This window comes from Blastococcus sp. CCUG 61487 (genome assembly GCF_005222955.1).
Classification (GTDB): domain Bacteria; phylum Actinomycetota; class Actinomycetes; order Mycobacteriales; family Geodermatophilaceae; genus Blastococcus.
This window is the reverse complement of the sequence record NZ_LWUA01000236.1, coordinates 1-17,787: the sequence shown is the minus strand read 5'-3', so window position 1 is coordinate 17,787 and position 17,787 is coordinate 1. Positions and strand designations below refer to the sequence as shown.

General features: G+C 64.9%; 15 protein-coding genes. 14 read left to right on the top strand and 1 reads right to left on the bottom strand.

The window, feature by feature from the left end:
- The 14 genes from A6V29_RS13490 to A6V29_RS13425 all read left to right on the top strand — a co-directional run.
- Positions 1–1,466: recombinase family protein (locus A6V29_RS13490; protein WP_137160792.1), on the top strand; the 1,466-nt coding region annotated here is incomplete at its 5' end.
- Between the two features lie 1,979 nt (positions 1,467–3,445).
- On the top strand, positions 3,446–4,654 hold the full coding sequence (locus tag A6V29_RS13485) for a hypothetical protein (RefSeq protein WP_137160791.1): 1,209 nt from the start codon (positions 3,446–3,448) through the stop codon (positions 4,652–4,654).
- Between the two features lie 909 nt (positions 4,655–5,563).
- A complete protein-coding gene (locus A6V29_RS13480) occupies positions 5,564–6,430 on the top strand; it encodes an NAD-dependent epimerase/dehydratase family protein (protein ID WP_137160790.1) in 867 nt (288 codons plus the stop codon).
- Position 6,431: 1 nt separating this feature from the next.
- Entirely contained in the window at positions 6,432–7,844 is a 1,413-nt protein-coding gene (locus A6V29_RS13475; RefSeq protein ID WP_212719377.1) for a coproporphyrinogen-III oxidase family protein, read from the top strand.
- Positions 7,845–7,905: 61 nt separating this feature from the next.
- Positions 7,906–8,580, top strand: coding sequence for a hypothetical protein (locus A6V29_RS13470; protein ID WP_137160788.1), 675 nt, complete (start codon positions 7,906–7,908; stop codon positions 8,578–8,580).
- A gap of 71 nt (positions 8,581–8,651) precedes the next feature.
- A complete protein-coding gene (locus tag A6V29_RS13465) occupies positions 8,652–9,617 on the top strand; it encodes a zinc-dependent alcohol dehydrogenase (RefSeq protein WP_170977866.1) in 966 nt (321 codons plus the stop codon).
- 11 nt (positions 9,618–9,628) lie between these two features.
- Positions 9,629–10,432 (top strand): acylneuraminate cytidylyltransferase family protein, encoded by an 804-nt coding sequence (locus A6V29_RS13460; RefSeq protein WP_137160786.1) that lies wholly within the window; start codon positions 9,629–9,631, stop codon positions 10,430–10,432.
- Positions 10,429–11,373: an NAD(P)-dependent oxidoreductase gene (locus A6V29_RS13455; protein ID WP_170977865.1), complete on the top strand. Its 945-nt coding sequence runs from the start codon at positions 10,429–10,431 to the stop codon at positions 11,371–11,373. Before A6V29_RS13460 ends, A6V29_RS13455 begins: the two co-directional genes overlap by 4 nt.
- Positions 11,374–11,424: 51 nt before the next feature.
- On the top strand, positions 11,425–11,679 hold the full coding sequence (locus tag A6V29_RS13450) for an acyl carrier protein (RefSeq protein ID WP_137160784.1): 255 nt from the start codon (positions 11,425–11,427) through the stop codon (positions 11,677–11,679).
- A 1-nt stretch (position 11,680) separates the two neighbouring features.
- The gene (locus A6V29_RS13445) at positions 11,681–12,895 is read left to right on the top strand and encodes an aminoacyl--tRNA ligase-related protein (protein WP_137160783.1); all 1,215 of its coding nucleotides are present in this window, start codon (positions 11,681–11,683) and stop codon (positions 12,893–12,895) included.
- Entirely contained in the window at positions 12,874–13,887 is a 1,014-nt protein-coding gene (locus tag A6V29_RS13440; RefSeq protein ID WP_170977864.1) for an acyl-CoA dehydrogenase family protein, read from the top strand. Before A6V29_RS13445 ends, A6V29_RS13440 begins: the two co-directional genes overlap by 22 nt.
- Entirely contained in the window at positions 13,887–14,579 is a 693-nt protein-coding gene (locus A6V29_RS13435) for a glycosyltransferase family 29 protein (protein ID WP_137160781.1), read from the top strand. Before A6V29_RS13440 ends, A6V29_RS13435 begins: the two co-directional genes overlap by 1 nt.
- 34 nt (positions 14,580–14,613) lie before the next feature.
- Positions 14,614–14,988, top strand: coding sequence for a VOC family protein (locus tag A6V29_RS13430; protein ID WP_249933216.1), 375 nt, complete (start codon positions 14,614–14,616; stop codon positions 14,986–14,988).
- A gap of 45 nt (positions 14,989–15,033) precedes the next feature.
- Positions 15,034–15,882 (top strand): SMP-30/gluconolactonase/LRE family protein, encoded by an 849-nt coding sequence (locus A6V29_RS13425; RefSeq protein WP_137160779.1) that lies wholly within the window; start codon positions 15,034–15,036, stop codon positions 15,880–15,882.
- A gap of 186 nt (positions 15,883–16,068) precedes the next feature.
- Here the strand turns inward: A6V29_RS13425 and A6V29_RS13420 are convergent, their stop codons facing one another.
- A complete protein-coding gene (locus A6V29_RS13420) occupies positions 16,069–17,376 on the bottom strand; it encodes a condensation domain-containing protein (RefSeq protein ID WP_249933218.1) in 1,308 nt (435 codons plus the stop codon).
- Positions 17,377–17,787 lie beyond the last annotated feature (411 nt).

Genomic DNA, 17,787 nt, shown 5'->3' with positions numbered 1-17,787 from the left:
CACCAGGAACCGCGAAGAGCCTCTATGTGCGCCTTTCGTCCTTTGCCGGTGAACGGGACACGAGCACCAGTCCCGAGCGGCAGGAGGAGGCGTGTCGCAACTACGCGCAGGCTCACGGGTGGACTGTCGTTGACGTCATCTCCGACCTCGACGTCTCAGGCAGCGACAAGGGGCTTCGGCTGGACCGTCCGGGGCTGCGCAAGGTCCGCGAGCGCTGGGGCGACGTCGACGTCCTGCTCTTCGCCAAGTTGGATCGCATCGCCCGCAATGTCGCCGACTGGAACAACCTCAGGGAAGAAGCCGAGCAGCACAACGTCGCGCTGGTCAGCATCGGGGAGAGCCTCGACCTGACGACGCCCAACGGCGTCTTCGTCGCGAACGTCCTGCAGTCCTTCGCGCAGTTGGAGGCGGCGGTCATCAGTTCCCGCACTCGGGAGGCCGTGGCCTACATGGCCCGGGAGGGGCGGCACCGCGGTGGGTTGCCGGCGTTCGGCTGGACGGCGGGGCCGCACCCGGGGCAGCGCGGCTTCCGGCTCGTCCTTCACCCGGAGCGGTCGGTCGTCCTTCGCGCCATCGTCGAGCGCGTGCTCGCCGGGGAGTCCACCTGGAACATCGTCGACGATCTCAACCGCCGAGGCGTGGAGAGCCCGGAGGGCAAGGGTTGGGCGCCCGACACTCTTCGGAAACTGCTGCGGCGTCCCATCCTGCGCGGCATGCAGATGCACCGCCGTCAACTCGTCCGCGGCGTCGATGGGCTGCCCATCCGGCCGCACGAACCGCTGGTCGACGACGACACGTGGCACGCCCTTCAGGCGGAGTTGGACCGCCGATCCATCACCGGCGGCAACAACGCAGCGGTGCCGTACTTGCTCCGTGGCCTGGTGTTCTGCGACCTGTGCGGTGTGCGGATGAACAGGGCTTCGCAGGCGGGCAAGCCGTCTGTCATGGTGTGCGGCCGTCGTTCCCGGACGGGGGAGAGGTGCCCCGGCGTCGCCGTGGGTCGCCTGCGCCTCGAGGCGCACGTCTCGGAGCGGTTCCTCGCGATCTTCGGCGACATGCCGGTGACGGAAGAGGAGTCCGTCGAGTCCCCGCGAGGCAACCTTCGCGAGGTGGAGGAGTCGCTGGCTGCGGTTATGCAGCAGATGTCCATCGTCGAGCCGGGAAGCGACGAGGACGAGGCCCTGCAGGAGCAGCGGAGGACCCTGTACCGGGAGAGGGAGCGGCTGCGCTCCCTGCCCAGTGCTCCGTCGGTTCGTATTCGCCGGACGGGGGAGACCTTCGCGGAGGTGTGGGAGCGCTCCGACCTACTGGAGCGGAATGGTCTGCTGGCCAGTCAGGTCGCGGAGGTCCGGATCAAGAAGGGCTCACGCGGCCGGCACGGACTCGACCCCAACCGCGTGGTCATCCACTGGAAGGGCGTTCTCGCCGAGGCCACGGGCGCGGAGGAAGTCGTTCCAGTCGGTTGAGACGCGTCCGTCCGCGTATACGACCTCGGCGATCAAGCGCGGATCGGGGTCGCGCACGATCCGGATCGTGGGGACGCCTACGTCAAGGCTTCCGTTGGTGCTCCGCTGTTGTGCTGCCATCTCAAATCTTCTCCATTGGGCCATGTCTCGTACGGGCCCCTGGAATCGGTCGAGCAATTGGTCGAGGAGACCATTCGGTCCTCCCTCCTTCGGGTGATATTCCGTGGTATCTGACCGGCGCGACCCGCTCCTCTACGGGTGACCTACTGGCGCCGCTGTCCGGTCGGACCGCCTACTGCGGTCTTGGACGGGCTGGCCGGTTCTCAAGAGGACCGTCCACCCCAGGCCGGAGCCTTATGAAATCGGATTCGCCGGATCCCTCAGTCGCGTCGTCGTCCCACCCCTCACGGGCCCCAGAGGCTGCCGGACCAGACCGCCGCCGAAGAGAAGTGGGCGCACCGGGATACCGGAAGGCCCCGCGCGGCCACCGAACTCCTCGCCACCTGGGCGATCGGGCAGCGATCGCGGCCAGCGGCCGCCGATCGCTGCCCGACCGCAGTCGCTTGCTGCTGACCAGTCCTTGGACCGGAGTGCCGGTGCCCACAGCACCGCCACTCTGGTCACGGCCGCATCCCCGAGGGGACCCGCGCGGTCAGGGAGGCCTGCGGCGCCCGGGAACCCGACGGTTTCCCGAAGCCCTTGCCTCTGCGGCGGAGCCTGAGAGGTCGCCCGCTTCGGGCTCTGCCCCGCCTTCGAGCACAGCGCCGACTAGGCGCGTAATGCACGGATGGACGTTCAGGCCGCCTGCCAGAACTTCGGTCTGGCGACAGGCGCCGCCTGCCCGAGCCCGCAGTCCGGCGGGCACTCTGCCCACCCGCGCACGAGCCTGGCGGGCAACTTCCGGCGCGTCGTCCACAGATGTAGACACCGGCAACGATTCAGAGGACCGGTTGGCCAGGAACCCCGATGCCAGGTACCGGAGTGGAAACGGGACCAGGCGCATGGGGTCAGGACGCGCAACGCGCCGAGCGTCTACGTGTCCGGTGCGGTCTTTGGGCCTTCGGCCCGGCGGGGAAGAACAAGGAGCAGCGCGATCCGCGCAGCGGGTTGCGCTGTTGAGCGCGAGCGCAGCGAGCACCGATCGAGCGAAGCGAGCGCAGTAGGGCGCTAGTCAGGTCATCACTGGCCACTGTCCTGAAATGACGACGCGGCATCAGAGGGGGAGGGACGGCACTCGGACTTAGGAGGGGTGCCTCCTTCCCGCTCACAGGTGGCGGGGGGTACCCGGTCGTGAATCGCCGGGGCACCCCTTCCCGGGCGCGGGGTGGCCGGTCACCTCTCCCGGGGAAGGGAGGAGCCGGGTTGCCCGTCCGGGGAAGGGGGTGGTCGGTGTACCCCTCCCCGGGCACGGAGGGTGTGTGCCTCCCGCAGCCAGTAAGGGGGAGGTGGCCAACAGCGGGACGGCCGATGTGAGGACGGGATACCGGTACATCCCTTCACTGACCGGCGGGGCTCCTGGGGCACCGGACTCCGAGGGCCCGCCGTCGTCGCGGGAACGTTCGCGCGAAGGCCGCGGTCGCACGATCCCGCCTGCGATGGGAGCGCAGCGACCGGGCGGCGGGCAGTGCGGCGAGGCCGCCCCGGCCACTCGATCCGATCGCAGATGCAGCGAGTCCGGTGGACCGCTCGACCGGAGCAGCAGTGCGCAGTTCTGCGGAGGTCGCAAACGCGCCTTCAGCCGACGATATGCGGCCGCAGTGTGTTGGCAGCCGATCGCTTCGTGACCTGCTGATTCACGAAGCCGAAGCCCTGATCCGGGAGGTTGCACCCGAGCAACCGCATGAGTGAGGCCCTCCAGTGGGGGTCATTGCCTCGCTGTCGGTCCGAAAGTTTTTATCGAGCAACTTCTCGAGCAACCTCAAGTGGGCGTTCCGCGGCGTCGAGACATCCGAGCGACATCGCCTACTCGAGGAGTCTTGATGACCATCCCCGTACACGCTGACGAAGACAGCCCCTTCGCTCACCCCGGCCAGAGCATCGACATCCTCACGGGCCTACCCGACGTCGCCCCGCCCCGTAGGCGCACTGTCTCGAAGGGAAAGCGGGGGGAGCGGCGAAAGGGGGCTCCCGCCTTCCTGGCGGGCCGCGACCGGGTACTCGTCACGTGGCTGTGCCGGGTGCGCTACGCGACGCGGGCTCAGATACAGGAGCGCTGCTATCCCCTCGACCAGATGCCCACCCGGCAGGCCGTGGCCGCCCGCCTTGCCTCCCTGCAGGCAGGGGGGTGGATCGAGAAGCACCCCGGCGTCGGGGGGTACCCGATCTATCAGCCCACCCTTCGGGCCTACAACGAGGTGGGGGAGGGCACCCGCTACCTCCCTACCCCCTCGCTCGGCACGATGGAGCACACCCTGCGGCTGACGGATCTCATCGTCGAACTGGAGACCGGGCGCCAGGAACTGCCGGCCGGCTATCCGACATCGGTGACCATCCTGACGGAACGGGAGATCACCGCGGAGGACAAGGCCCCGCCCAAGATGGAGTACCGCCCTCGATCGAACGCGGCGGAGTACCAGCCGGTGTACGGCTATCTCTCCGAGAACGGTGCGCGGCGCGGCTTTCCGGACGCCCTGGTCCTTCCCATTGCTCCGACGGAGTGGGAGTCAGGGCAGCCCTTCGCTGGCGCCATTGCCGTGGAGTACGAGCGCAGCGAGAAGCCGCTCGACGAGTACAAGGCCATCATCCGCGCGTACGTCGACACGGCTCGGCGTACCGCGCCGCCGGCGGCGGTGGCCGCCGCTCGACGTTCTCTCGCGGGCCTGAACCTGCCGCAGGTCGAGGCACTTCCTGTGATCCCTGTACCTCGGGGTGGCCGCTATCGGCATGTCCTCTACATCTGTGAGAGCCCACGGATCAAGGGCCTCGTGGAGCGAGCAGCCCTCGACCTCCGCGTCGGCGACTTTGTCTTGACGATGCTGGCACCTCCGCCACGATTCAACCGAACGCCGGAGAGAACGACGCGTCCTTGGTCGCCGGCAATGCATCGGCGGAGGGAGGCATCCGTGGATGTTCAATTGACGCGGCTGCCGAAGGCCCGCCTCGTCGATTACCTCGTCTCAATGGGTCTGGCCGAATCCGCCCTCGAGGCTCTAGCAAGTGTGCGATCGGCCGCGACCGACGGGAAGTGACGCTGCCCGGCCGCTGCCGGCGCTGAGCGAGCGGGCGGTAACCAGCAGTCCTAGGGCTACAGGGGAGGCCGCCTCAACATCTCTTCCGAGGGGGTAGGCGCCCGCTTGCCGCTGGCGCCACACGAGCTGCGTCGGCAGGTCGCTCCGGCCGCCCCCGATCAGCCGGCGATGTTGCCGCCACGACGCTCAGTACGGGCGTACACGCGCAGCGGGGGCGCGTAGTCGGCTGCACGCAAATCTCGCTCTGAGCAAGCGGGCAACGAGCGGACAACTCACGTCTCGTTCTCGTCGGAATCCGTTCTCGCGTGCCCAGTGCCCAGGAGAGATTGGCCGGGTCTGAGCCATCGTCGTCGCTCGTAGCGCTGGCCCCTGTCGCTGGCCGCCGTACATCTCTAGCGGTGCGCCTACAGTGCGGCACCCTGACTGCAGAAGCGGAGTGTCGACGTCTGAGTGTGTGAAAGAAGCGATTGTCGCGGCGCAGGGAACGTGATATAGGCGAGCTCGGCCTTGCCGTTGGCGAGCGCCCGTCTACTTCGACCTAGACGCCATGGGCATGCTGCATAACGCCCGATACTTCGCGGTGTTGACATAACCAGACGACAGCGGTCCACCGAGGCTTTCCCCACGGCGAGGCCACTTCGCCGAAAGATGGAGGCCTGGTGCAGCGGACTCGCCGGCCGGGCAGCAAGACACCAGACGGTGGCCGCTGTGTGCGCGACGGATCTCCGGATGCTGCTGCTCCGGGGGCCCAGGAGCTCGACGCGCGGTTCCGTGACGAGGCGTTGGCAAATGGCGAGCTCACCGCTACCGTAGCTTCGCCTGGCCCGGACGGAACTTGCACAGGCATTTCAGACGTCGTACGGGCCCCGCTCTCCAGGGAAGACGAAATCACGCTTCGCGAGAGGTAGCATGTCGCAGACGATTTTAGTCACTGGAGCGTCCGGTTTCATCGGGTCCGCACTGGCGGAGGCGCTTGGACGTGGCCCGAACACTGTGGTGGCTCACCGCGGACGAGCCGACGGCGACCTCGCTGATCTTGAGGTTGTGTGCGAGCTGGTCAAAGAGGTAACGCCGGACCTCGTGTTCCACTTGGCTGCAGAGCCGGACCGTGGCGCAGCATTGGACAGTGAGGACCCGAGCCGGGCCGTCACGTACATGATCGCAAAAAATCTTGCCGACGTACTGCCCAGTTATACGCGCGTGGTCTCGGTTGGATCTGCCAAGCAGTACGGGCCGCGGAGCACCCACGCCACCGAGTCGGAGCCTCAGCGGCCTATGAGTCTTTACGGCCAGGTGAAGGCTCTGGCCGAGGTCGAGTTGGCGCGACTTCCCGGCTGCGTGAGCCTGAGGCTTGGGCCCGTTTACGGGCCCGGCCAACCCGCGACGGGGTTCATTCCCGTGGTGCTCGACAGGTGTTGCCGGGGCCGTGACGCGTTTGAGGTCGACCCCTACCTGTGGAGCCCTCTGTACATCGACGACGCCGTCCAAGCCTTGATGGCAACGGGCCTGGCCCTGGGTGTCGAAGGAAGCACCTTCAATGTGGCGAGTCCCGAGACCCGGTCGCTGGCCGACATCGCACATGTGTGCGCCGTGGAATGCGGTTGGCCGCTTGAGGAAGCGCGGGAGCGCATCTCCGCCTCTCCGGGAAGCTACAAGGGCTACCTCATAGATGCGCGCCGCTTCGCCACGCGGTTGGGCTGGCGACCTAAAGTCAGTCTCGGGGACGGCATTGCTCGATGTGCTCGACACACTAGGCGCGAAGAGAATGGTGAATAAATTGTCGATCGACACGTTCCAGTCTCGTCTGCGAGAGTTCTTTTACTACCCTAAACTGAACCGTGAGTCCGATGCGGTGGATGACCCGGCGGCCTTCGAGCACGAGATGTTCACGCCACGGACCGACATGAGTCCGCTGACGTCGCTTTATATACATGTCCCATTCTGCAACTACCTGTGCCACTTCTGCGGGTTCTATAAAGAACTGAATCAGCAGTACCCGGAGGAAACCCGACAACGATACACGGACTCGGTACGCGCCGAAATCCGCCGTTATGCACGATCGGGTATTTTCGCCGAGCCGACGCTTGAGTATGTCGAGTTCGGTGGCGGCACGCCGACCTCCCTAACCGCAGATCAACTGGCCTCAATCCTCGACACTGTCGGCGAGGAGTTTACCGTCAGGAGCAATGCCACCGTTACGATGGAGGGCGATGCCATCACGCTCGGCGATACGCAAAAACTGCGCCGACTGCGCGAGCACGGCCTCAACCGTGTCAGTTTTGGGATCCAGACTCTGCACGAGCCTCTGCGCCGGAAACTAGGCCTTAAGCCGACCATCGGTGAAGTTCGAGGGGCAGTCGACAGCATTCGCACGGTCGGGCTACCTGAGTACGCCACCGATATCATGTACAACTTGCCCGATCAAGATGTCGATATGCTGCTATCCGACGCTGAGGAAATTCTGGCGTTAGAGCCAGACTACATTGACGCTTATTCGCTAACGCTTTGGGAGAATACCGGATTCAAGAACCGGGTGGATGAGGGGCGCGGGTTCTCTTCGCAGCCGACGAATGACCAGAACGTCGAGATGTTTGAACGGCTCAAGGCCTTGATGACCGATCGTTCAATGCGGCTCTCGCGTTCGTATACATTCACCCAGAATCGCGACTACAACTACATACGGGCCAGCCGTCAGTTGATCTCCTCGGGTGGCAACATGATAGGCATTGGAGCTTCCTCTCGTGGTTACGTGAACGGCGCTCACTACACCAACGTCAGCTCCATTCCCGGCTACATCCAAGCGCTGGAACAGGGGCGGCTGCCATTCGACGTCGCCCAGTCGTACGACGCCACTGAACATGCTCACCGAATAATGGTGCTGTTCCCGTCGATGCTTCTGGAACTCGAGAAGAGCAAAGTCCCCGACTTCGAGCGGTTCCGCGCCACCGTGGACAACCTCAAGGACCGGGGCCTGCTGTGGGAGGACAAGACAACTTTAGGGATCACCGACTCTGGCAACACCTGGGCCGGCAACATCTCGCGCGAGTTCTTCTCGGATGAGCAGCGCAAAGTCATGACCCGATCATTCATGTATTCGCTTCGGCATCGGCTTAACCCCTATAACCAGGACCAAAGCGGCGTGCCCAAGAATCGGACGCGGCGCACCGTCCGTACCGAGCCGGGTGCCTAGCCTGGCGGTCGCGGCCACCTGTCACGACCCCTCCGGCGAACTCGCCGGGAAGGTTGCGGACTTGGTCGCGACGCTGCGACGCCTGGTCGGAGTGGTGCACGTAACGTGCACCGACGCGACCACGCCGACTGTCGTTGCCCTACTGGAGGCGGCGGGCGTCATCGTGCGGATGGTGCCGGTTGCCCCTGACGCCATAGGATGGACGCGAAGAGAGATCCTCGCGTGGACCGTAGACACTCACCCGGACTCATGGGTACTGCACTCTGACCTCGACCACCTGCTCGACTGTGTGGCGCACGAAGATCTCGCATTTCTCGGCGAGGCCGGTGTCCGGGCTGACGGTTGCGTGGTGATCGGTAGAGCCGAGGAACACGTCGGCAAGGGGCCGCGCGAACTGGTGTTGACCGAGGGCGTCTGCAACGAACTGGCCCGGGTGCACTTCGGGATGCCGACGGCAGACTTCATGTTTGGGATGCAATTGCTGGGTCCCGAGGCGGCGGCGCACGTCGCCCGCAAGAGCATTTGCCGCAGCCAGGCCACCGACATCGAATGGCCGCTGCTGGTCCGCGCCGCCGGGCTCCCGGTATCGTTCCGCCCCTTGGTGCGGACCTGGTTCGATGAGGACGACGCGCCGTCGGTCGGCCCGGCTGGGCAGGCGGCGCGCTGGCACCGGCGGCTGCGAATCGCCGCCGACGTTGCCGAACTGCTCAGCGGCGAGGCCGGTGCGTGCCGATGACTGTGCCGGCGGAGCAAATGACCGCATTGCGATGGCATGCGCGCGGCGTCGTTCGGTTGGACAGTGTGCCCGTGCCATTGCCGGGGCCCGGGCAGGTATTGCTTGCGGTCGAGGCGTGTGGACTCTGCGCGACTGATGTCGAGGAGGTGCGCAGTGGTCCGGTGGCGATCCAACCATCTGCGGTACCCGTGTCGCTTGGGCATGAGGCGGTCGGGCGTGTCATCGCGCTAGGTGAAGGAGTCGTCGGCATACCGCTGGGGGAGCGAGTCGTGCCTGCTTTGGCGGAGCCCTGCCGGGAGTGTGTCATTTGTCGGGCCGGTATGCCGGAGGAGTGCCCGAAGAAGACGGTCATCGGATTCGATCACGACGGGGCCTTGGCACAGTATCTAGTCACCAATGCCGCCCAATGCGTCCGCGTGCCCGATCATCTCGCATCGGAGGTCGCCGCGCTCGCAGAGCCTTGCGCCGTAGCGCATCACGCCTGCCGGGTCGTGCCCCATCTAGCCGGCCGCAGCGCCGTCGTCGTCGGGGCCGGGTCTGTCGGAATGCTCGTGGTGCTGTGGCTGCAAGAACTTGGCGTGTCCGAGATCGCGGTGGTTGAGCCAAATGAGGCTCGCCGCAAGGTCGCACTCAGCCTCGGCGCACACTTGGCAGTACCCCCGGAGGGCCTGGACGATTTGCTGGGCCGGCTCGACGATTCCCGTCCCTGGGCGCTGTTTGAGTGTGCGGGACGGGGCGGTGCCGTGCTCGCCCGGGCCGACCAACTGCCGCCTTCGTCCTGGATCGTGCTGGTCGGGATCTCTTCCGCGCCAATTGAGTGCGACGTGGTCGCGATCACGCTGCGCCAACACACAGTGCGGGGCATCAACGCCCACGCGCGCGATCTGGACGTCTTGCCAGCCGTACGGCTGCTCGCCCGGCGGTGCGACGCGGTCCGTGACCTAGTCGAGGTACGCCGGGGGCTGGACGCCGCTCTGGCATTGCTCATCGACGGTCTGCCTAGCGACCCGCCACGCAAGATTGTCGTTGTTCCGTGAAAGGAAGTCCCATGGATTTGACGGAGAAGCCTAGAACCTTTCCCGCACTACTGATCGGCCGGGCGGGGAGCCGCGGAGTACCTGGCAAGAATACGATGGTAATGCTGGGTCGCCGGATGTTCGAATACCCGCTCATCGCTGCCTCCCGTTCCCGATTCGTCGACCGCATCTACGTCAGTTCCGACGACGATAATCTCCATCGTCTTTCGTCGGAGTATGGCGTGCGCTGGATGCAGCGTCCCGCCGAACTGGCGACCGACACTGCCTTGGTCGAGGACGTCGTCGCCCACGCCATCAACGCGATCATCGAGGCCGAGGTTAGGGACCCGGGAATTGTCGTGCTGCTTCTGGCGAACGCCGCCACGGTTTCGCCACACATAATCGACGAGGGTGTCGCCGCGCTCGTCGCGGATCCCACACTTGATAGTGCAGTTACGGTCTCGTCGTACAATGAGTATTCTCCAGTCAGGGCCAAGCGGATCGACGAGCACGGGCTGCTTGTACCGTTTGGCGACGTGGACGCCATTCCGGGTGCCTCATGTGACCGCGACACCCAGGCGCAGACCTGGTTCTGCGACGGCGGGGCCTGGGTGCTGCGGACGCGCTGCCGCGCCTTGGAGGGACTACTGCCATTCCGTTGGATGGGCAGGCGAACCTACCCACTGCGGCAGGAAGGCGGCCTCGATATCGACTACTGGCCTGACGTCGCCCGCACCGAGACTTGGCTGCGGCACGAGGGGTTCGACGAAACCCAAGTGCCATGGGAGAGGCAGGACAATCACCCACCGACCGTCGGGGAAGTGCTGCGATCGTGAGCATCGCCGTTACTTGGGACTTGGCTCGCGAGTTCGACGCGCTCGCCGATGCGGTCGGCCGCAACGGCCGAGCACTGCGGCTGGTCGATAACCTCGAGGAGTCTCGCGGGTGCGAGACCTTGGTGGTTGGTCACGAGGTGCCGATCGACAAGGCAGCGCTTGACGCGGCTCCGTGGATCCGCGAGGTAGTCCGCTGGGGCGCTGGCGTGGACAACATCGACGTCGCGGACGCGCGCGAGCGCGGTGTCGAGGTCCGAAACGTGCCCGACTACGGCGTCGACGATGTCGCCGATCACGCCCTAATGTTGCTGCTCGCCTCGACGCGGAGCGTCGCCGGCTTCGATCGCGCGCTGAGGGCAGACCCGGTCGCGGCGTGGCGGCCAGACGACGCCAGGGGACTGCCGCGGCTCAGCGGTTCCGAGGTCGGCGTTATCGGACTTGGCCGGATCGGTTCGGCCATAGCGCGGCGCCTCCTTGGCTTCGGCTGTGGCGTCACCTTCTACGACCCTTACCTCGCTCGCGGTGCAGAACGGTCGTGGGGTCTGCGACGGGCGGTGTCTCTGATCGATCTGCTGGAAAGCGTCGACCACGTTCTGGTCGCCGTTCCGCTAACGAAGGAGACTCGAGGGCTGTTGGGAGAGCGTGAGTTAGCGAGCATCCGCCCCGGCGCCACTCTGGTGAATGTCGCTCGCGGCGCCGTTATCGACTCGACCGCGGTCGCGCGAGCCTTACGCGCCAGACGGTTGCGCGCGTTCGCGGCTGATGTCTTAGAGTGCGAACCTCCAGACCCAAACGACGAACTGCTTACCATCCACCAGGGACGGGCCGATGTTCCGCCCGGCGTTGTACTACTCACTCCGCACATTGCCGGGACGTCACGCGAAGCCCGCCAGGCGCTGCGGGAGGGGGTGGCAGAGCACCTTAACCAGAATCACCGCTAAACGCAGACTGGACCCGCCCCGTAACAGTGCAGTACATCAAGAAGGAGAGACATGGTGCAGGCAACGAATGTGAAGTCGCTAGTCTTGGATTACTTTCTGCGGGAGGTGACCGAGGGGCGCGATGTGGACCCTGCGGAAGACCTCTTCGCCGACGGGCAAATCGACTCGCTCAAGATCGTAGGCGTAATTGGCTTCGTTGAGTCGGAGTTCGGTCTCGTGATCGAGGATGATGACTTCGAGATTTCGAACTTCTCGTCAGTGAACGCGGTATGCGCGCTGATCGAGAACAGGGCGCAGTTGAGCTGACGTGCTTCACAACGTCACCGTCTCGTTCGAGCGGCCGTACGATGCGCGGCTCTCCGATGAGCTGTCACGTCGGGTCCTCTACCTCGCCGAGGGGATCGAGTCCTTCCATATGGTCCACGAGGAGGGGAGGATCGTCGGTCTTCAGTGCCAGTTGACAGCTGAGGCCGACCCGACCGAGATTTCTGCCAAGATTCGGCGAGGGCTCAGCCGCGAGCTTGATGGACTATCGAGGCCGCGGCCACGTGTCTCATGGAACACCGACGACGTCACGGTCGGCTCGGCGGCAGCAGTGCTCGAGGAGGCGCGCCAGAACCGCACGGTTCGGGAACACGGACCCGGCCAGGTGAGTCTAGGTGGTCACCTCGCCGAGCTGTTCGAGGTGCTGGATGCGATGGTCACACAGCGGATCCGTGGCCATGGGGCGCAGGAGCTCAAGCTCCCGGTCTTGTTGCCCAAGCAAGTCTTGGATGCGGCGGGTTACTTCGAGTCTTTCCCCCAATACCTTATGTTGGTTGGCCGGCTCCGCTCGGACGTTGATATCTTCGACGAGTTCGCCCAACTTGCATCGCGTCGCAGCCTGCCTGAGATCGAGGGTTTCTTCGATCGCGGCAGCGTTGCGACAGAGTACGCCTTGCCGCCGACTATGTGTTACTACGTCTACGACTTGGTGGCTCGCGAGGGGTTGACCGAGAATGCGGTATATACCGCACGCGGACCATCGTTCCGCTTCGAACACGGTTATCACTCGCCGTTGGCCCGGCTCTGGGACTTCACCATCCGAGAAACGGTGTTCCTCGGCCACCGGGACTATGTAGACGAGCACCTCGACCAGCTCCGCGGCGAGATTATCGGCCTTGCCGACGAGCTAGGCTTGCGGGGTAGATGCGAGACCGCAAGCGACCCGTTCTTCATGACCGCCGCCGGCGTCAACCGCATCAACGTACAGCGAATGACTGACGCGAAGTCGGAACTGCAGTTGCGGCTGGACCCCGAGCGATCGATCGCGGTCGCGTCCTTCAACCGACACGGACAATATTTGACCAAGCGATTCGACCTCACTGCCGACGCGGAGGACCGGCAGACTGTCACAGCATGCGTCGGCGTCGGCTTGGAGCGACTGTTATTCGCGTTCATAGCTCAACTCGGCCTCGACGAGGCGGCGTGGCCAGAACCGGTGCGCGAGCGCCTGGAGCAGTGGCGATCGTGGCGGTCGTAACGCCGGCTAAGCCGGAGCCGCTGCCGTGGGCCGACGCGCGGGCGGAGTTCTTATCCAGGGTAATGCACGTCGGCAATGGTCACGATCGTGCCGAACGCCGACGTCGGTCGGTGGCATTTGCCCGTGAGCTGGGCAGATCGTTCCGGTACGACCAGCCGGTTTGGTTGCAGACCGATGTTCTCACCTCGCTGGTGCGGATTGCCCTAGGACGCACGCCCGACGGTGACGAGCTGCTTGCACGGCTCCTCGGGGGGAACGACGTCCTGTGTTTGGCAATCACTGAGCCCGAGGTCGGGAGCCGGTTAGACGCGCTGGCCTGTCGGCTCACCGAGGAGCCCGAGGGCGCGCGGCTCCACGGCTGCAAGAGCGCCGTCAGCCTCGGCACCCTTGCCGATTGCGCGCTGGTAGTTGCTCGGGACGCCGCCGGCCAGCTTGTGCTCGCCGAGATCCGGTCGAAGGCCGCCGGTGTGACAGTCGACCCGTTGGCATGCTCACCGGGCTACCCCTCCCTGGCCGCGCTTACGATGGAAGCTGCTCAGACCCGGGTCCTGTCGCGCGGGGGTACGACGCTGTTGGCGCTGCACCGAGCACTCTCCGTCGAGCGAACCTTCCTCGCGCTCATGCTTCTCGAATCCGCGGACGAGATGCTGATCCAGGCAGCTGGTCGCGTCCGGGCGGCCGCCCCAGAGGCCCGTGGCGTAGCCAGGGCGACGATTGCGCGGATGCGGGCCCGAGAGGCCGGGGCCCGCGCCCTGGTGGACCGGCTCGCCGAAGCGTATGTCGCCGGACAGAGCCCGGGGATTTCAGACGGCGCGAGCGCCCGATGGCTGTCCGCCGACCTAGCCATGGACGCCGCACGGTACCTGGTTGAGGTCTGCGGTACGACGGGGCTGCTGCACGGGGCCGCGCCGCGTCCCCTGGACCGGCTTGAGCTGGTAACCGCGCACGCCTTTGCCGGCGGCTCGCAGCGGGCGCTACTTGAGCTGGTCTGATGACAGCGACCACGTCCGCGATCTTCGACGCTAGATGGTTCGCGGAAAACCTCGGCAATCCCGGATCTATAGCGCTGGTTGGTAACGGATCCAGTATCGGCGAACGGAGCCACGGTCGCGACATTGACGCCGCGGACGTGGTGATCCGCATGAATGCTTTCATCATCAATAATGCGGACACGACGGGCACTCGCACGGACTGTTGGGGGTCCAACATGTTGGCCACCCGGAGGGTCGACGAACTCCGCTCTCTCGGGGTGAGGGCCGTCCTCGGCGCACGGCCGGCGAGCGAAAAGCATGCCTTCAATGTCGCCTTGACGCGGCTCCAACGTACCTGTAGAGAGCTCGAGGGACTACCTCTCGCGCTGGTCAGCGAGGCCGACTTTGACGACCTGTACAGGCGGCTCGGGCTCGTGCCCGGAAAGCGGGACGGGCGAAACCCTTCGACCGGACTGGCCTTAGTGGCCGTGCTGCTCGCGCATTTGCCTGCCGCCCAGATCCGGTGCTACGGGTTCGATATGTTCGATAGTGGCGCGCCTTTCCACTACTTTGCCGATCCCGTGTATAACCGGACCGGCGCGACAGAACGGGTGCACCGCTATCATGACCCGAGTCGCGAGGTCGAGATCTTGCGTCACTTCGAGCACGCCGCGGCTGGGAGGCTTCAGTTGCACGGAAGACGTTTTGACTGATCCAACGAGCGCCCCGACCGCTCGCATCGACTGCGTGACCATCGACTGCGCGGACCCTGAGCGGCTTGCGGCGTTCTGGGGGGCGCTGCTGGGCTACCGACGCGAGCGGACTTTCACCTCATCGATCCGGATCGGTCCAGGGGATGGCCACGGACCGGTACTGCTCTTTGCCCCACAGGACCCGGGAACTAAGGCCGTCAAGAACCGCCTGCATCTTGACCTCCGTCCCGACAACCGGGAGCAGTTCGTGGCGCGGGCCATCGAACTCGGAGCAAGTCGTATCGACTGGGCGGCCGACATCACCAAATGGACGGTTCTGATCGATCCTGAGGGGAATGAGTTCTGCGTGCTGCAGTCAGCACAGGATTACGCGAGGTTTCTCGCTAGCAAGGAAGTTCAGGACCACTGACGAGGCGCTAGACGAATGGCCTTGGATGAGTAGGAGAGATTCCAGATGCGTGCCGAGCAGATCACCGCAGCGGTGGCCGAGCACGGCGAGGGGCCAGTCTGGTCGTCTGACTGGGGTGGCCTGCGGTGGGTCGACATGCTGGCCGGGGACGTTCTGCACCTAGAGGGGGACGCGCGGGTCACCCGAGTGCACCTTGCCGACGTGGTCGCAGTCATCCGTCCCCGGTCCACCGGTGGCATTGTGGTCGCCACTCGCGACGAGGTGCGTGCCGGATTCGATCTCGCAGAGCTTCATACAGTAGCGCGGTTGGGATTATCGGCAAACCTGCGTCTCAATGACGGTTGCTGCGATCCCGACGGCCGCCTTCTGTGCGGATCGATGGCTTACGACGAGACGCCCGGTGCTGGCGCACTCTATGCTGTTTCCTCCGACGGCACCGTTAGGGTGGTGGCCGAGGGCGTTGGAATCTCGAATGGTCTCGGATTCGACCGGGCGGGGAAGCATGCCTTCTACGTGGACACGGTCACGCAGCGCATCGACGTCTTCGACTACAGCCAGGACGAGGGTTTAACAGCCCGCCGGCCCTGGGCTTTCGTCGACAGATCGTATGGCAGGCCTGATGGACTCGCGGTCGACGCTGAGGGCGGGGTGTGGGTGGCCCTATTCGGCGGTTCTGCGGTGGCCCGGTTCGCCCCTGACGGGACACTCGTTGATCTCGTCAGACTGCCGGTACGCCAGGTTACGTCTTGCGCATTTGGCGGCCCGGGCTTGCGTACCCTGTTTGTCACCACCTCACGGCACGGGCTCGCAGATCCTGAGCCCGCCGCTGGGGCGCTCTTCGCAGTGCCCGACTGCGACGTCGCTGGGATCCCGACGCTGACCTTCGCCGCCTGACCTCGCTGCCACCCGCGTGACGTTGCTGTGATCGGCTGCGATCCTGGTTGATTCCGGTGACGGGGGTATGGGCGTAGCGATACTTCCGGCTGGCCGACGTGTCCACTTGTTGATCTTCCGAGGCTGTTGACGAAGGAGTCTCGCGGTTTGGGTCAACGAGACTCTGCTTCAGCGCCGCACCGCCCGCTAGCCGCGCAGAGTCGTCGCGACCGGAACGTCTGGCTCTAACGGCAGCGAGGCCAGGCCGTCAACCAGGGTCTGGGCCAGTTTGGCCACCTCGATACGCGAAAGCTTGGTAGGCGAAAACCGGCAGCTCAGATGTAGACGCACATCGTCGTCGGTCAGACGGTATTCTGCGAAATGCAGTTCCAGGTCATAGCGCGACCCCGCGTCCTCCATCAGCTCAAGCCGCTGAATCTCCAGCACGCCTGGAAGTGACAGATTCTGACGTAGCCCGCTTGAAAAGTTGAGCAGCAGGCTCAATGGCGCTCTGGACGCGGTCCGACCGACCACAGCCGGGACTACGTGGTAGTCGACGTTCTGATGCATCATAGCGCGGAGAATCTTGTGCTGAACTGCCGCGACGAGTTGGGCGAAAGTTATGTGTTCGTCGACATCCGGCAAACGGAGCATTAAGACGTTCGCGATGAAGCCGACGGTGTCCTGAAAATCGCGGCGTGTCCTGTTGGCGAACATGGTTGGCAAGGCCTCGCCGCGAGCCCCGCTAGTCTTGAAAATCGCCCATACGACCGCGAGAAGACAGGAAAAGCGCGTTGCCTGCAAACCTTGAGCTGTAGTGTGGAGCCGCTTGATCGTCTGCGGGGGGACTTCGATCATGACCCTTGATGCGGACGTGGTCACGGTTGGCGTTGCGAAGTCCGCTGGTAGCTCGAGGGGTGTGGCTCCCGCGAGTTCGCCCGTCCAGTAGGCGATGTCGCGCTCATCTCTGGCTTCCTCGTGGCGCTGTCGCTCACTCACCGCGAATTCGGAGTACTGCGCCTTGACGGGCAGCGGCGCCGGTTGGAGGCCGGCGCGCCATGCGTACAGCGCACCAAGGTCCCTGACGAGGATCGCTTGAGACCAACCGTCAGTTGCGCAGTGATGGACAGTCAAAGTTAAGTAATGATCGGTGTCGGTACTGCGGAATAGGCCGACACGGATCGGCCAGTCCCGTCCGAGGTCGAATCTCGTATACGCTTCGGGGCCCAGGTCGGCAGAGCGCAACGGAATCCGGTCTTCAGCGCGCAAGATACGTGCAGCCACGTCGACTGGTGGGTGCACACGCTGGACCAGTTCCCTTTCCTGTCGGTGGAGAGTGGTCCGCAGAATTTCGTGTCTGTGTACCAAGTCCACGATCGCGAGCTGCAGGACACTTCTGTCAAGGTGGCCGACGATGCGAAAGCATGAGAAGACATTGAGCGCGCCGCCGTCTCCGCGGTACCGCTCCGCGAGCCACAAGAGACGCTGCCCAGTTGAGGCCCCAGTTTCACGCACGGCCGCGCTGGTCAACGCTCGCGTCCCATGGCACTTAAACTGCTAAGCCGGGACAAGCTCAGGTGCTCGATGCCCGACGCGGCGCCGACATCCCTGCCCGGCGTTGCATTGATTGGCAGTAGGACTAACTCATTCTCGTGCCGAGCGAAGTCCACAGAGACGAACGACTGAAGGCCGGGGCCTGCCAAGCGTCGGCGATGCGTGAGTGCCCTACCACGGACGGCCCCCGCTCGGGCATCGATGGGCGCTCCAACGCACTGGAGGACGTTCGTAGTCACATCCACCCTCAACTCGATACGGTACGAGGACTACTTAGTCAGGCAGGGTGTTGGACTCTACAGGAGGCTCACCGTAAGTGCACCTGGGAGCAATAGTCAAATCCGCGATTGTACCCGCTGCAGTTGAGTCGAT

What these genes read in the sequence shown, in the direction of transcription:
- A6V29_RS13485 (WP_137160791.1), top strand. Translation starts at nt 3,446, where the DNA reads ATGACCATCCCCGTACACGCTGACGAAGACAGCCCCTTCGCTCACCCC.
- A6V29_RS13450 (WP_137160784.1), top strand. Translation starts at nt 11,425, where the DNA reads ATGGTGCAGGCAACGAATGTGAAGTCGCTAGTCTTGGATTACTTTCTG.
- A6V29_RS13435 (WP_137160781.1), top strand. Translation starts at nt 13,887, where the DNA reads ATGACAGCGACCACGTCCGCGATCTTCGACGCTAGATGGTTCGCGGAA.
- A6V29_RS13480 (WP_137160790.1), top strand. Translation starts at nt 5,564, where the DNA reads ATGTCGCAGACGATTTTAGTCACTGGAGCGTCCGGTTTCATCGGGTCC.
- A6V29_RS13425 (WP_137160779.1), top strand. Translation starts at nt 15,034, where the DNA reads ATGCGTGCCGAGCAGATCACCGCAGCGGTGGCCGAGCACGGCGAGGGG.
- A6V29_RS13460 (WP_137160786.1), top strand. Translation starts at nt 9,629, where the DNA reads ATGGATTTGACGGAGAAGCCTAGAACCTTTCCCGCACTACTGATCGGC.